Source organism: Paraburkholderia sp., assembly GCF_035948235.1.
Lineage (GTDB): Bacteria > Pseudomonadota > Gammaproteobacteria > Burkholderiales > Burkholderiaceae > Paraburkholderia.
In genome coordinates this window covers 1-14,321 of sequence record NZ_DASZJJ010000219.1, presented here as the reverse complement: position 1 = coordinate 14,321, position 14,321 = coordinate 1, and the positions used below count along the sequence as shown (strand labels likewise).

Annotated in this window: 17 protein-coding genes and 1 tRNA gene; 7 read left to right on the top strand and 11 right to left on the bottom strand. The window is 63.0% G+C overall.

The genetic code is table 11. From position 1 onward, the window contains the following. Positions 1–199: 199 nt before the first annotated feature. Positions 200–1,108, top strand: coding sequence for a nodulation factor ABC transporter ATP-binding protein NodI (gene nodI / locus VG320_RS18715; RefSeq protein ID WP_327201575.1), 909 nt, complete (start codon positions 200–202; stop codon positions 1,106–1,108). Positions 1,109–1,160: 52 nt separating this feature from the next. Beyond that, the gene (locus VG320_RS18710) at positions 1,161–1,997 is read left to right on the top strand and encodes an ABC transporter permease (RefSeq protein WP_327201574.1); all 837 of its coding nucleotides are present in this window, start codon (positions 1,161–1,163) and stop codon (positions 1,995–1,997) included. Between the two features lie 17 nt (positions 1,998–2,014). Here VG320_RS18710 and VG320_RS18705 read toward each other — a convergent pair whose 3' ends face one another. The 4 genes from VG320_RS18705 to VG320_RS18690 form a co-directional block, all read right to left on the bottom strand. Beyond that, positions 2,015–2,437, bottom strand: coding sequence for a hypothetical protein (locus VG320_RS18705; RefSeq protein ID WP_327201573.1), 423 nt, complete (start codon positions 2,435–2,437; stop codon positions 2,015–2,017). Between the two features lie 87 nt (positions 2,438–2,524). Then, on the bottom strand, positions 2,525–3,577 hold the full coding sequence (locus VG320_RS18700) for a permease (protein WP_327201596.1): 1,053 nt from the start codon (positions 3,575–3,577) through the stop codon (positions 2,525–2,527). Between the two features lie 311 nt (positions 3,578–3,888). Beyond that, positions 3,889–4,941, bottom strand: coding sequence for an NADP(H)-dependent aldo-keto reductase (locus tag VG320_RS18695; protein WP_327201572.1), 1,053 nt, complete (start codon positions 4,939–4,941; stop codon positions 3,889–3,891). Positions 4,942–5,078: 137 nt separating this feature from the next. After that, positions 5,079–5,411 (bottom strand): RcnB family protein, encoded by a 333-nt coding sequence (locus tag VG320_RS18690; RefSeq protein ID WP_327201571.1) that lies wholly within the window; start codon positions 5,409–5,411, stop codon positions 5,079–5,081. A 246-nt stretch (positions 5,412–5,657) separates the two neighbouring features. Between VG320_RS18690 and VG320_RS18685 the strand changes: the two genes are divergently transcribed. Further along, entirely contained in the window at positions 5,658–5,900 is a 243-nt protein-coding gene (locus VG320_RS18685; RefSeq protein ID WP_327201570.1) for a hypothetical protein, read from the top strand. Positions 5,901–6,036: 136 nt separating this feature from the next. Here the strand turns inward: VG320_RS18685 and VG320_RS18680 are convergent, their stop codons facing one another. Next, positions 6,037–6,312: a hypothetical protein gene (locus tag VG320_RS18680; protein WP_327201569.1), complete on the bottom strand. Its 276-nt coding sequence runs from the start codon at positions 6,310–6,312 to the stop codon at positions 6,037–6,039. 453 nt (positions 6,313–6,765) lie between these two features. On the opposite strand from VG320_RS18680, the gene dusA reads away from it, so the two are divergent. The 3 genes from dusA (at position 6,766) to VG320_RS18665 (ending at position 9,341) form a co-directional block, all read left to right on the top strand. After that, complete coding sequence (dusA, locus tag VG320_RS18675) at positions 6,766–7,761, top strand: tRNA dihydrouridine(20/20a) synthase DusA (protein WP_327201568.1); 996 nt, start codon at positions 6,766–6,768, stop codon at positions 7,759–7,761. Positions 7,762–7,897: 136 nt separating this feature from the next. Then, a tRNA-His gene (locus tag VG320_RS18670) sits at positions 7,898–7,973 on the top strand. A 183-nt stretch (positions 7,974–8,156) separates the two neighbouring features. After that, entirely contained in the window at positions 8,157–9,341 is a 1,185-nt protein-coding gene (locus VG320_RS18665; RefSeq protein WP_327201567.1) for an acyltransferase, read from the top strand. A gap of 92 nt (positions 9,342–9,433) precedes the next feature. Here the strand turns inward: VG320_RS18665 and VG320_RS18660 are convergent, their stop codons facing one another. Then, entirely contained in the window at positions 9,434–10,084 is a 651-nt protein-coding gene (locus tag VG320_RS18660) for an SOS response-associated peptidase (RefSeq protein ID WP_327201566.1), read from the bottom strand. A 394-nt stretch (positions 10,085–10,478) separates the two neighbouring features. Here VG320_RS18660 and VG320_RS18655 point away from each other — a divergent pair, with 394 nt between their 5' ends. Continuing rightward, complete coding sequence (locus VG320_RS18655; RefSeq protein WP_327201565.1) at positions 10,479–10,856, top strand: DUF805 domain-containing protein; 378 nt, start codon at positions 10,479–10,481, stop codon at positions 10,854–10,856. Positions 10,857–10,893: 37 nt separating this feature from the next. On the opposite strand, the gene VG320_RS18650 is transcribed toward VG320_RS18655, so the two are convergent. The 5 genes from VG320_RS18650 to VG320_RS18630 all read right to left on the bottom strand — a co-directional run. Beyond that, complete coding sequence (locus VG320_RS18650; protein ID WP_327201564.1) at positions 10,894–11,136, bottom strand: hypothetical protein; 243 nt, start codon at positions 11,134–11,136, stop codon at positions 10,894–10,896. A gap of 108 nt (positions 11,137–11,244) precedes the next feature. Further along, complete coding sequence (locus VG320_RS18645; RefSeq protein WP_103705880.1) at positions 11,245–11,460, bottom strand: TOBE domain-containing protein; 216 nt, start codon at positions 11,458–11,460, stop codon at positions 11,245–11,247. A 67-nt stretch (positions 11,461–11,527) separates the two neighbouring features. Further along, positions 11,528–12,469 carry an ATP-binding cassette domain-containing protein gene (locus VG320_RS18640; RefSeq protein WP_327201563.1) on the bottom strand — a complete coding sequence of 314 codons (942 nt, stop codon included), beginning with the start codon at positions 12,467–12,469 and terminating at the stop codon, positions 11,528–11,530. Continuing rightward, positions 12,466–13,326 carry an aliphatic sulfonate ABC transporter permease SsuC gene (gene ssuC / locus VG320_RS18635; protein ID WP_327201562.1) on the bottom strand — a complete coding sequence of 287 codons (861 nt, stop codon included), beginning with the start codon at positions 13,324–13,326 and terminating at the stop codon, positions 12,466–12,468. Before ssuC ends, VG320_RS18640 begins: the two co-directional genes overlap by 4 nt. A gap of 83 nt (positions 13,327–13,409) precedes the next feature. Further along, positions 13,410–14,321: LLM class flavin-dependent oxidoreductase (locus VG320_RS18630; RefSeq protein ID WP_327201561.1), on the bottom strand; the 912-nt coding region annotated here is incomplete at its 5' end.

The following is a 14,321-nucleotide window of genomic DNA, read 5'->3' as shown; positions in this document are numbered from 1 at the left end:
GGGCTTTGCGCGGCTTTCGGATGCTTGTCGCGACAGCCATTGACTGGGCATCGGCAGCGCGCTTGCCGCGCCAGGGCCAAACACTGCGCCACCACTGCGCGCGCGGCGATGCACTAGAATAGGCCGCCTCATGACGCGTGCCACGCACACGATCAATCGAAGCTAAAACCGCGAAGATAAAACCGGAAAACGGTACGACATGCCCGCCATCGAATTCGAGCAGGTGATCAAACATTACGGAGACCGCACGGTCGTCAACGGCTTGTCGTTCGACGTCGTGCCTGGCGAATGCTTCGGGCTGCTGGGCCCCAACGGCGCGGGCAAGACCACCACGCTGCGCATGCTGCTCGGCATCGTTTCGCCTGACGCGGGACGCATCAGCCTGTGCGGCGAACCGGTGCCTGCGCGCGCACGTCACGCGCGCGCCCGCGTGGGCGTCGTGCCGCAGTTCGACAATCTCGATCCCGATTTCACGGTGCGCGAGAACCTGCTGGTGTTCGGCCGGTATTTCGGGCTGTCGGCCAGTGAAACCAAGGCGCTGGTCGCGCCGCTGCTCGAATTCGCGCGCCTGGAAAGCAAGGCCGATGCGCGCGTGGGCGAACTCTCCGGCGGCATGCGTCGGCGCCTGACGCTCGCCCGCGCGCTCGTCAACGATCCCGATGTGCTGGTGATGGACGAACCCACCACCGGGCTCGATCCGCAGGCGCGCCACCTGATCTGGGAGCGGCTGCGCTCGCTGCTCGCGCGCGGCAAGACCATCCTGCTCACGACGCACTTCATGGAAGAGGCCGAGCGCCTGTGCAACCGCGTCTGCGTGATCGAGGAAGGCCGCAAGATCGCCGAAGGCGCGCCCAAAGCGCTGATCGAATCGGAAATCGGCTGTGACGTGATCGAGGTCTACGGGCCGGAACCGTCGGCGTTGCGCGACCAGCTCGCACCCTTCGCCAAACGCACGGAAATCAGCGGCGAGACGCTGTTCTGCTACGTCGACGATCCCGCGCCCGTGCATGCCCAGTTGCGCCATCGCTCGGACCTGCGCTATCTGCATCGGCCCGCGAATCTCGAAGACGTCTTCCTGCGGCTCACGGGCCGCGAGATGCAGGATTAACAGCACGCACGCGCGCATCCAGCAAAAACGCCGCGACGAAACCGCTCACGCCATGCAGACACGCACCCAAACTCCACCACCCACGCGCCCCACCAACACGCCGCTGCGCGAGCCGCGCGCGGCGCTGCCCTCGAACGCCACGCACTGGATGGCCGTGTGGCGGCGCAACTATCTGGTCTGGCGCAAGCTCGCGATTGCATCGATGTTCGGCAATCTCGCCGATCCGATGATCTATCTCTTTGGTCTGGGTTTCGGCCTCGGGCTGATGGTCGGGCACGTCGAAGGCGTTTCGTACATCGCGTTTCTCGCGGCCGGCACGGTGTCGTCGTCGGTGATGATGTCGGCGAGCTTCGAATCGATGTACTCGGGCTTCTCGCGCATGCACGTGCAGCGCACGTGGGAGGCGATCATGCATACGCCGCTCTCGCTTGGCGACGTAGTGCTCGGGGAAGTGATGTGGGCCGCCAGCAAGTCGATGCTATCGGGCGCGGCCATCATGATCGTGGCGGGGGCGCTGGGCTATGCGAGCTTTCCGTCGGTGCTGCTGGCGTTGCCGGTGGTCGCGCTCGCAGGTCTCGCCTTCGCGAGCTGCGCGATGATCGTCACCGCGCTCGCGCCCTCCTACGACTTCTTTATGTTCTATCAGACGCTCGTGCTCACGCCGATGCTGCTGCTCTCGGGCGTATTCTTCCCGATCACGCAGTTGCCGGCCGCCGCGCAGCACATCACGCTGATGCTGCCGCTCGCGCACGCTGTCGATCTGATCCGCCCGGCCATGCTCGGGCGGCCTGTGGAGCACGCCGCGCTGCATCTGGGCGTGCTCGCGTTCTACATCATCGTGCCGTTCAGTATCGCTTCGATCCTGTTCCGGCGCCGCATGATGCGATAAGCACAACGCGGACGAAGTCAGTCTTCGTCGTCGCCCCAGGGAATCTCGACGTCCGAGATAAAAGCGACGGTCGCGAACGGACCGCCTTCCTGACGGCCGATCTTGCCGTCCGAGCGGTGCCATTCCACGCGGAACACCGTCGCCTGGGTCTGCGCGTGCAGGCGCACGGTGCGGATCTCCTCCGGGTCCGCCTCGTCGACGGGATCGTCGAGCGAGACCAGCAGTTGCTGCGGCCACAGGCCATCGGCGGGATCGTAAATGCGGTCGCCGTCGGGGATCGAGACGTGCGCCTCGACGCCGATGGTCGCCGACGCCTCGACGATCATCTTGCCGAGTGCGCGCAGCACGGCCGTGGCGCGCGCGGAGTTGGCCTGGCGAATGGCGAGGTCGCCGCGCGTGAGCGCCTGTTCGAGTTTCGGATTGGTTTTTTGCTGTGCCATGCCGGTTCCTGGGCCTGAGCCCTTATCTGTGTGGCGGACCTCGCGGACCGCCACGGTCTATACGTCATCCTTGTCGATCGTTCGTACTCACGCCGTTCCAAGGCCCAGCGCAACCGCCGCAAGTCCCGACACGATGCCGAACAGCACGACCACGCAGGCCACGAGCGTAAGCACGCGCGGGCGGAACGAGCCCGCCAGCATGGCAAGCGACGGCACGCTCACGGGCGGCAGCGTCATCAGCAGCGCACCGGCGGGGCCGACGCCCATGCCGAGCGCGAGCATCGCCTGAATGATCGGCACTTCGCCGGCGGTCGGGATCACGAACAGCATGCCCGCCACCGCGAAGGCGACGATCCAGCCAATGCTGCTGGTGACGTCCGGACCGATGTGCGGGAACAGCCACGCGCGCGCAGCGCCGAGCAGCAGCACCAGCACGATGTATTCGGGTACGAGGCGCACGGCCATGCGCGCAAAAATACGCACCCAGCGCACGAACACGTTACCGCCTTCGGCCTGCTGGCGCGCCAGCAGCGCGAGACGGTCATCGGCGGCGCGCGCTTCCTGCGGCGTGACGAAGCGGTTGGCGAGCCAGCCGAGGCCAAACACCATCAGCACGCCCAACACGAGACGCAGCGCGCTCCACTGCCAGCCCAACACGAAACCCATGAACACGAGCGTCGCCGGATTGAGCACCGAATTGCCGAGCCAGAAGGCGATCGCGCCGCCCGTCGACGCATTGCGCGCGCGCAGCCCCGCCACCACCGGCGCCGCACAGCAGGTGCACATCATGCCCGGCACCGCCAGCAGACCGCCAGCCGCCACGCTGCCGAAACCACGCTGACCCAGCACGCGCGCGACCCATTGGACCGGCAGCAACGCCTGGATGCCAGAGCCGAGCAGCAGGCCCAGCACCATCGCCTGCCAGATCGCCTTGCCGTAGGCGAGCGCATAGTCGAGCGCAGCGTTCAGCGACGGCGCGGGCGCACTGGCCGCGCCGCCCATCAGGATCGACTTGCCGATCGAGTGCGTCGCTTCGGCGGTGAACGCCCGGTGGTAATACGGAAACCACTTTACGTAAAACAGTCCGGCCACAGCCAGCAAAACAAAAATGGCCCAGCCGTAGCCGGGCGGCGCCTGCATCGGTTGAGGCGATCGTGGAGATTGCGCGTTCGGTGCGCTCATCGTGTGGTACTCCGCAAAGGGCGATTGGAATAATAGGTGCCTGGCGGGCGGACGCGGCTCGCGCTAGCGCGCGCATCGTTCAATCGGGGCGATCCGCCGCCGCGCGGGCGTTGGCAGGATCGTAGTGCATGCCTTGCGAATCGCCAACGATTTTGGCAAGACAAACGCGAGGCAAATTCAGGCGAGGCGCCATTGCGTGCGCCTCGCCGGGATAAAGCGCTGCAAACCTGTCACCCGGCCGGGCACTCACCGGGCGACATCGCGCGTATTTACGGCGCCGGATTAGGCTGAAGCTCGTGCAGCGCGTCGATACGCTCGAGCACGTTGGCCGTCAGCTTGACATCGACGCTGGCGATGTTTTCTTTCAGCTGCGCGAGGCTGGTCGCGCCGATCAGGTTGCTGGTCACGAACGGACGGCTGTTCACGAAGGCCAGCGCGAACTGTGCGGGCGTATAGCCCAGTTCCTTCGCCAGCGCCACGTAACGCGACGTCGCCGCCACCGCCTGCGGCTTGCTGTAGCGCTGGAAACGCTCGAACAGCGTGATGCGCGCGCCGTCGGGGCGCGCACCGCCCTCGTATTTGCCCGAGAGCCAGCCGAACGCCATCGGCGAATACGCCAGCAGGCCGATGCGCTCGCGATGCGAGAACTCGGACAAACCGGCTTCGAATGTGCGGTTCACGAGACTGTACGGATTCTGGATGCTGACGATGCGCGGCAGGCCGAGCTTTTCGGCGGCGCGCAGGAATTGCGCCACGCCCCAGGGCGTCTCGTTCGACACGCCGATATGGCGCACCTTGCCCGCCTTCACGAAATCGGCCAGCACCGAGAGCGTTTCCTCGATGGGCACCGTGTAGGCGTCCTCGATCCACGGATACGCCGCGCGGCCGAAGGTCATGGTGCTGCGATCGGGCCAGTGGAGCTGGTAGAGATCGACGTAATCGGTTTGCAGGCGCTTGAGGCTGTCGTCGAGCGCTTCGGTCAGGTTCTTGCGGTCGAACTGGTTGCCTTCGCCGCGGATATGGCGCGGATTGTGCGGCTGGCGCGCCGGGCCGGCGATCTTGGTGGCGAGCACGATGCGCTCGCGCGCGGCGCGATGCTGCGCGAGCCAGGTGCCGATGAAACGCTCGGTCTGCCCTTGCGTTTCGGGGCGCGGCGGCACGGGATACATCTCCGCGGCGTCAATCAGCGTCACGCCCTGATCGAGCGCGTAGTCGATCTGCTCGTGCGCGTCGCGCTCTGTGTTCTGTTCGCCCCACGTCATCGTGCCCAGGCCAATCAGACTCACCTTGACATCCGTGTCGCCGAGTGTGCGGTATTCCATCGAAGCGTTTTCCATCATTGGGGTTGGGGAGAACGTAAAACCTATCACGCTGGGCGATTTTTTTCAGGAAGCGACAAAGCCGGGATCACCCCGGCTTTGTGCTGGGCGGCAGGTGCGCCCGCCGCGCGTCGAACGCCTTACGGCCCGACACCCTCGACGGTCCAGTTCGAATTGCGCACCAGATAGTACTGACCGCTCACGCCGACCCAGTGATGGCCGCGCGGCGGCGGCTTGAGGTGATACTGGCGCCAGTCGTCGATCACGTACTGACGGTCGCGATACTCCGGCCCGACGCGATCGCCCTTGTGCCACTGCGGCGGCGGCATGTCAGGCGGCGGCCGGTTCGGCGGCGGTCCGCCGTGGTATTCGTTGGGCCCCGGACGGGGCGGCGGCTGCTGCGCGAAAGCCGCGACCGGCGCAAGCATGGCCGGAAGCGCCAGTGCAGCGAGAAGCACGAAGCGTTTCTTCATTGTTCACCTCCTGTTGAGCCAGCGACAGCCTGGCGTGGCAGGCGCAAACCGCCTCACCCGCGGCGCGCGCCCTTCGCGGTCGATGGTAGTACAGCGCTCGCGACCCACGGCGCGAACGCGTCCGCGCCTTGCGCAGGCGACGTGCCGGCAACGCTCGCACAGCGAGCGTCGACGCGAACGCCGGACGTGCCAGAATCGCCGGAAGACAGGCGATACCACCCGACCATCAACCGTGGAGGAAACGGCATGGAAAACCGGCGCAGCTACGAATACATGGGCTACGACATGACCGCCGGCGTGGACGGCAGTCATGAAGTAGGCTTCACGATCACGACCCAGAAGATCCACAGTCTGACCGACGACACGCACGCCGACGTCCCGGTGGACGGCGTCGCCGGGGACCGCTTCCCGACCCAGGACAACGCCTTCGACGCGGCTTTCGACCGCATGCGCGACGCCATCGACCAGCGCGTGCGCGCCGCTTCGTAAGCGCAGTCGCTCGCCGCGCCTGACGCGAAACCGCGGGCGCCGCAGAAATGCAAAACGCCGGGGTCATTGAAGACACCCGGCGTTCCTGCCGCCCCTCGCGGAGCGGCGCTTCGGTCAGCGAGACTCAGTGCTGGACTTAGTTGCCGAAGTAGACTTGCTGCGCGCGCGGCGATTGCGCGTTGTGAGCGCCCGACTGGGTCGCTGCACCTGCCACACCGCCGTACGACGAATCAACACCTTGTTGCTGGGCACGTTCGGCCGCCACGGTCTGGGCGCTCTGGCCTTGCTGCGAAGCCGGCGCGCCGACGTTCGGACGGTAGAACGGTGCCGGGCCGTAACCGCTGGCGAAAGCCGGAGCGGCGATGGAAGCGGAAGCTGCGACCAGCAGCGCTGCGATCAGTTTGGTCTTCATGGTGGACTCCAATATCCGGTTCAACTTGCGGTAGGGAAAGGCGCCGCGCCTGGGAGGTCAGAGCCCACGAGCTGCGTCAGTGAGACTCAGTGTATACACCTACTATTGAAAAATAATATCGATAATCCGAATTGTTTATTCCGACTTTGGAAACAATCCGGAGTCGCAATCCAGGCTTGCCTGAGCGACGAACAGACCCTAAAAAGCCGTCCCAAATTTTTTTTCGCGACGCAACATTGGACAGGCGGATTACATAACGGCTGAAGGGTCTTTAGCTGCAGAGAATGGGATGGAAGCGCTTCCGAGGGGTTTCGACAGCAGCGTTTGCAAACATCGGAGATGCAAATGGACGCCTGCCGCAGTGCAAAAAACCCGAGCGGCGAAATCGGCGAAATACGTTAAAATACAAGGTTGTTCCACGTCTGCCGCGCGTCGATTGCGCACGTAATCATCATGTCTTCGAACCGTATCGCCAGCCCCCGCCGCGTTTCAGTCGCGCCCATGATGGACTGGACGGATCGCCACTGCCGCTCGCTGCACCGCTTCATCTCCCGGCACACGTTTCTGTATACGGAGATGGTGACGACGGGCGCCCTGCTCCACGGCGACGTGCCGCGTCATCTGGCCTTCAGGCCAGAAGAGGCACCGGTCGCCCTGCAACTGGGCGGCAGCGAGCCCGACGACCTCGCGCGTTGCGCAAAGCTCGGCGAGCAATGGGGCTACGACGAGATCAATCTCAATTGCGGCTGCCCATCCGAGCGCGTGCAGCGCGGGGCATTCGGCGCGTGTCTCATGAACGAGCCGAAGCTGGTGGCCGACTGCGTGAAGGCGATGCGCGATGTGACGTCGCTGCCGGTGACGGTGAAACACCGCATCGGCGTCGATGCCGTGGAGGACTACGCGTTCGTGCGCGATTTCGTCGGCACGATTGCGCAGGCCGGTTGCGAAGTTTTTATCGTCCACGCGCGCAACGCGATCCTGAAGGGCCTGAGCCCGAAGGAAAATCGCGAAATTCCGCCGCTCAAATATGACTACGCGTACCGGCTCAAGCGCGACTTTCCGCAACTCGAAATCATCATCAACGGCGGTATCAAGACGCTCGACGAGGTCGAAACGCATCTGGAACATGTCGATGGCGTGATGCTCGGGCGCGAGGCTTATCACAACCCCTACGTGCTCGCAGATGTAGACGCGCGTTTCTACGGCGCGAGCGGCCCGGCCCTCACGCGCGACGAAGTCGAAGCCAGGCTGATCGACTATTGCGCAAGCGAAATCGCGCGCGGCACGTTCCTGGGCGCGATCACGCGTCACGCGCTGGGGTTGTATCGAGGCGAGGCTGGCGCGCGCGGCTGGCGCCGTGTGCTGTCGGATAGCCGCGAACTCGCGAAGGGCGATCTGGCGATCTTCGAAGAGGCGCGTTCGCATCTTCGCGCGCCTGTCGACGCATGATCGGTGCCTGCGTCGACTTTCTTCAGAATTTTTTGAATAAAGGGCTAGGCAAGATCGATATGGCATGTATATAATCTTGCTTCTTGATTGACGCCGCTGACGAAGCAGCGAAAAACAAGAAAACAGTTGGACAGTGGTGGCTGTAGCTCAGTTGGTAGAGTCCAGGATTGTGATTCCTGTTGTCGTGGGTTCGAGTCCCATCAGCCACCCCAAAAGATTCAAGCAAAAAGCCCAGTCCTTGCGACTGGGCTTTTTGCTTTGCGGGTCTGCTCGCCTCGTGCCACCGCGACATTCGCAGTGCCGGATTTCCCTCTGCTTCAGGCTAGTGAAACCAGGGTCTTAAGATGGCATATATCAGCGGGCTATAATTCGCGCTTTCGCGACGAATTCTCCGCATGACTGCAATCGACATCGTTCCCGCGGTAACGCTGATCTCTCTGCTTATTGGCGTTCTCGCGGTATATGTGGCTCGCAATGCTCCGTTCTATGGCCGGTTGCTTGCCGCCGAAGAATCGGCTGCTTCCAGATTCCATGCTATCGACGGACTGCGGGGCTTTCTGGCTATGGCCGTAGTCTTTCACCACGTGCTCATCAGCCGCCAGTACTACCAGACGAACGTTTGGGGACTAACCGACTCCAATCTTGCGACGTTTCTGGGGCGTGGCGGTGTGTCGCTATTCTTCATGATCACGGCGTTCCTGTTCTGGAACCGGGTATCGAACCAAGCGCGCCCCTTCGACGCACGTGGCTTTTTCATTTCCCGCCTGCGACGGCTTGTACCAATGTACCTATTAGCAGCGATCTTGCTGATAGTAACAGCACTGACATTTACCCATTTCCGTGTGCACAGTTTCGCGACGCTACTTTCGCAATGCGTCTCCTGGCTGCTCTTCACGATCCCAGGCAACCCTGACATTAACGGTTTTGACCGGACATATGTCATCAATGGCGTCTTCTGGACTCTCACGTTTGAATGGAAGTTCTATTTGCTTCTGCCGTTACTCGCCGTTTTCAGCAAAGGCATAAAGCAGTTGCTCCTGCTCGCTGTTGTTGCACTGTACATTGCCTTTCTCGCCGATCCTCCACTTGAGTGGTATTTCGTCGGAGGCGCAATCGCCGCCACAATAGCAAGCAACAAGCAGGTCGCAACCGCTATGCAGCACTGGCTCGCGTCAGTAGGTTCGTTAGTCATGATTGCAGCGGTAGTGCGCTTCGCGCCAACGTGCTATTCACTAACCGCGACGGCACTTCTATTTTTCCCATTCCTGGCGATCGCTTGCGGCAATAGTTTGTTTGGCCTTCTGACATGCAAACCTGCGCGCCTGCTAGGCACCCTGAGCTATAGCATCTATCTCCTGCACAGCTGGATTCTTTACATGGTGTCGAGATTCGTGAACCACTTCTCGGATGTTGCCGCACTTTCGAATCTGCAATACTGGCTGCTCAGCAGCGTTGTCGCCGTCGCCACAGTCCTACTGTCGGCGTTAACGTTTCGCTATATTGAGTTTCCGTTCATTTCGACTAATAGTCCCAAAGTATTGAACCCCAAACCCCAAAACCATCGCACAGCGTCAGTTTGATTGCCGAACGTGTGCAAGGCGAGCCATCAGAGCGGCTGCCATTAACGCCATATTCTGGAAGACAAACTTGTGCTGTATGGCGATAGACAACCTCAACTTTGACGACTCGCCTCGCGCACAACCGGCGCCTCCACCGTCGCAAACGCCTGCGCCGGCAACAGCGCCAAAAACGATCTGGCCTCATCCATCGACCCGCTCGCCAGCCAGTTCTCATATTCCTGCGGCGGCACAATCACGACCGAACGCTTTTCATCGCCGGGTTTGTGAAACCGGCTCATCAGCGCATGAACGTCGGCGTTCACGGTCAGCATGGTGAACGAGAATGCCTCGCCCTCTTCCTCCGGCCATGCCCGCCACAGACCCGCAATCGCGAACGCTGAACCGTCGACCATGCCGATGCGCCAGCGCACCGCCTTGCCCGTTTCATAGCACGGCTCGTAAAACGATTCGCACGGAATCAGACAGAGCTGCTGCCGCTTCCACGCCCCACTGAACGAGCGCTTTTCCCCCAGCGTTTCGACGCGTGCATTCATCGTGTCGTACACGCGCACGCCGGGTGGAATATGCCTGCGCGGCACCATGCCGAAAGTCGCGAGATCCGCGCGCGGCGCGTTGTCGACGCGGCGGATGATCGGCGCGGCGTAGTCCTTGTAAATCTCGTCTTGCCACGGGCTATCCGGTGGCTCGACGCCAAAATGCCGAAAGAGTCGGTCGCGGCGCGCGGCGGCGTAGTTCGTGCACATGACGGCTCCTGTCAGGATCGTCTCATCTTAGCCGCCCGTCATCCTTTACGCACAATGGCATAGGAAATTGAAATATCGCGAAATATCGATCCGTATACTTCGCTCACCCAGTCTGATACCGTTTTGTCTGATCGAAGGCACGGGGTCCGCTATCGCATTGGCGGCCTCCGGCTTCCCCTGAGCCGCGCTCCCCCCAGAGCGCGGCATTTTTTTATCCGCGTCGTTTCGACCGCCCCTTGAATCGCCTTTTTTCCAAAAAAGATAATTCGTACGACTCAATGTCAATAAAATGATAAATACCGCGCGTTTAGCCTTTCATTCGACTTCTGCGTCTGCGTAGAATCGCTTCTCCTGAGGGGAGTAGCTCAACAAGTCAATCGACGACGGAAGATCGATGCAGATGGAAAAATGGCTGGAAAGACGTTTCAGACTCGCAGGCCGCGCTACGCGGCGCGAATATGCAATCGCGATGATATGGCTTTACGCAGTACTTGTATTTATCGACAGAATCGACGATTCAGGTAGCTTCGAAAATTCATTAACCGCCGTGATACTCGTGGTCCTGATTATCTGCGTGGCTTTCTGGATTCCCATAGCCGCGATGGTGCGTCGTCTGCACGATATCGGTTTGAGCGGCTGGTGGTGGTGGCTCATCATCTGCGTGCCGTTTGGCCAGATCGGCCTATTGCTGCTGCTCTTTGTCGGCCCCGACAGATTCGGTCAGACGCGTTTCTACCGCAATCCGCGTAGAAAACGCGTCCAAACCGCTTGAGGCTTCGTGCGCGAAAACACCCGCGCGACTCACGCCGTCAAGGCGTCGCGCCCCGGTCGATCCAGGCGCGGGCTGCCGCAAAGCCCGCTTCGGCGGCGGCATGCTCGGTCGACCAGAGCCGGTCGATATGCACCAGCTCCCAGTCCTTGAGCACGACACCCGCACGCGTCACGCGAAAGTGCGCCTTCACGCCCGTGAGCACCTGTTCGACCGCGACTTCGATGTCGTAGTCCTTGTAGCGCTCTTCGTAGTCGCCCATGTCGAGGCCTTTCGGCTCCATGATCGTCCCTCCGCAGTGGCTAGCCGGCCCATCGTAGCACTTTGGCGCCGGCCGCCAGCGAGGCACGCCCAGCGGGCGTATTCGATTAAGACCGCGTTGAAACCGCGCTCACAGGCGCGCGATCGATACCTCGGTGGACTTCACCAGCGCCACGACTTCCGAGCCGACTTTCAGGTCGAGTTCATCGACCGAGCGCGTGGTGATCACCGAGGTGACCACGCCAAACGGCGTTTCGACGTCGACTTCCGATACCACCGATCCACGGATGATTTCTTTGATTTTGCCGCGGAACTGGTTACGCACGTTGATGGCGGAAATGCTCATTGATTCGGCTCCAAATTGTGATGAACGGAAGTGACGAAAAGTGGGTGTATCGGGTGATAAAAGCGGATCAGAGCGCCCAGCGCACGTCCGTTGGCCGCAAGCCATAACCCGCGTTTTGCGGGCGCGGCACGTGGCCGCCCGGCGGCGTTTCGGTGCCCAGCACGCGCTGCAGCACGCTTTCTTCAAGCGCTGCAAAGCGCGCGTCGGCGCGCGCCCGCGGCCGTTCCAGCGGCACGCTCTGGTCGAGTGCGATGCGGCCCTGCTCCACCAGCAGGATGCGGTCGCCCAGCGCCACGGCTTCATGCACGTCGTGGGTGACCAGCAAGGCCGTGAAGCGATGCTCGCGCCACAGACGTTCGATCAGCGCATGCATTTCGATGCGCGTGAGCGCGTCGAGCGCGCCCAGCGGCTCGTCCAGCAGCAACAGACTCGGGCGATGTACCAGCGCACGCGCCAGCGCCACGCGCTGACGCTGACCGCCAGACAGACGCGCCGGCCATTCGTCGGCGCGCGCGAGCAGTCCCACTTCGTCGAGCACGGCGCGCGCATCGTCGCGAGCGCCACGGCCGAGGCCCAGCATCACGTTCTGCAGCACGGTTTTCCACGGCAGCAGGCGCGCGTCCTGAAACATGATGCGGGTGTCGAGCGGTGCGCCCGCCTCGCCGCGCCGCGTGAGTTCGCCCGCATCGGGCGTCTCCAGGCCCGCGACCAGACGCAGCAGCGTGGACTTGCCGCAACCGCTGCGGCCAACGATCGCGACGAAACTGCCGCGCTCGATCGAGAGATTGAAATCGTCGAGCACGACGCGCTCGCCGTAGTGCTTGCCTACGCCGCGCAGTTCGACCGCCGCGTCGCCGCGTGCCGCGCTGCGTGCATTCGCGCCTTGCGCGAGTACGTCATCATTCGCTTCGCGCGCGAGGCGCCCCTGAAGGCCCGACGGTTCGTCTGCGGTTTGCGGATCGCGGCGTACAGCGGCGCCGAAACGATTGACCAATGTGCTTGCGTTCATGCGTCGCTTCCTTGTTGATACGCGGGATGCCAGCGCAGCGCCACGCGCTCGAGCCATTTGGCGAGCACATCGGCGAGTTTGCCGAGCGCGGCGTAGAGCAGGATGCCGACCACCACCGCGTCGGTCTGCAGGAATTCGCGGGCGTTCATCGTCATATAGCCGATACCCGATTGCGCCGAGATCGTCTCCGCGACGATCAGCGTCACCCACATCAGGCCGAGTGCAAAGCGCACGCCCACGAGAATCGACGGCAACGCGCCCGGCAGGATCACTTCGCGATAGAGCGCGAAGCCCTTGAGTCCGTAGCTGCGCGCCATTTCGACCAGATTGGCGTCCACCGAGCGGATGCCGTGAAAGGTATTCACGTACACCGGAAAGAACACACCGAGCGCGACGAGAAATACCTTCGCCTCTTCTTCAATGCCGAACCAGAGGATCACGAGCGGAATCATCGCCAGCGCCGGGATGTTGCGGATCATCTGGATGGTCGAATCGAGCGCGGTTTCAACGGGCTTGAACAGGCCCGTCGCGAGTCCCAGTGCAAGCCCGATACTGCCGCCGATCGCAAAGCCTGAGATCGCGCGCCACGTGCTCACGCGCACGTCCTGCCACATCTCGCCCGACTCGATCAGCGACCACGCGGCCTTCACGACCGCGAGCGGCTCGGGCAGCACGCGCGTGGAAAGCGCGCCCGTGCGTGCGGCCAGTTCCCACGCTGCGAGAATCGCGAGCGGCACGAGCCACGGCGCCAGCCGCCTGAGCGCGGCACGCACGAGCGCGGCAAAGGGTCGTGCGGCGCGCGGCGCGCGACTTGCGCCCAAGGCTGTCGCGGCAGCAGTCACAGCGGATTGAGTCATCGGTTCGTCCTCCTCTTGCACACTTGCAGCGTGAGGACGGCGCGCGCGTTCCTTTAACGCACGCCGCCCGTCACGAATGGCGATCAGCTCTGGCTGGCCTTCGGCAGATACTGATTGCCGACCACCTCGCCAAACGGTCCCGACAGCGGGCCACCCGCCGTCTTCGCCTGGCGACCCGGCAGCAGCGGGAATACCAGTTCGGCGAAACGATAGGATTCCTCAAGGTGCGGATAGCCCGAGAGAATGAAGGTCTCGATACCCAGCGACGCGTACTCCTTCATGAGCGCGGCCACCTGCTCCGGGTTGCCCACCAGCGCCGTGCCCGCACCGCCGCGCACGAGGCCCACGCCCGCCCACAGATTCGGGTAGACCTCCAGCTCCTTGCGCGTGCCGCGCTTGCCGCCGTGCAGCGCGGCCATGCGGCGCTGCCCTTCCGAATCCATCTTGCCGAACGCCGCCTGGGCGCGCGCGATGGTGTCGTCGTCGAGACGGCTGATCAGGCGGTCGGCGGCGGCCCATGCTTCTTCTTCGGTTTCGCGCACGATCACATGCAGGCGGATACCGAAGCGGATCTTGCGGCCGCGCTGCTCGGCGCGCGCACGAATGTCGGCGATCTTCTTCGCGACGGCTTCAGGCGGCTCGCCCCACGTCAGATACGTGTCGATATGGTCGCCCGCGATCTCATGCGCGGCCGGCGACGAACCGCCGAACCACAGCGGCGGATGCGGATGCTGCACCGGCGGATAGAGCGCCTTGCCGCCCTTCGACTGCAGATGCTTGCCGTCGAAATCGATCGCTTCGTTGGTGTGCGAAGCGGCCAGCAGCTTGCGCCAGATATGCAGGAATTCGTCGGTGATTTCGTAGCGCGTATCGTGATCGACGAACACGCCGTCGCCTTCGAGTTCGGCGGAATCGCCGCCCGTCACCACGTTGATCAGCAGACGGCCGTTCGAGAGGCGGTCGAAGGTGGCGGCCATGCGCGCGGCCAGACCCGG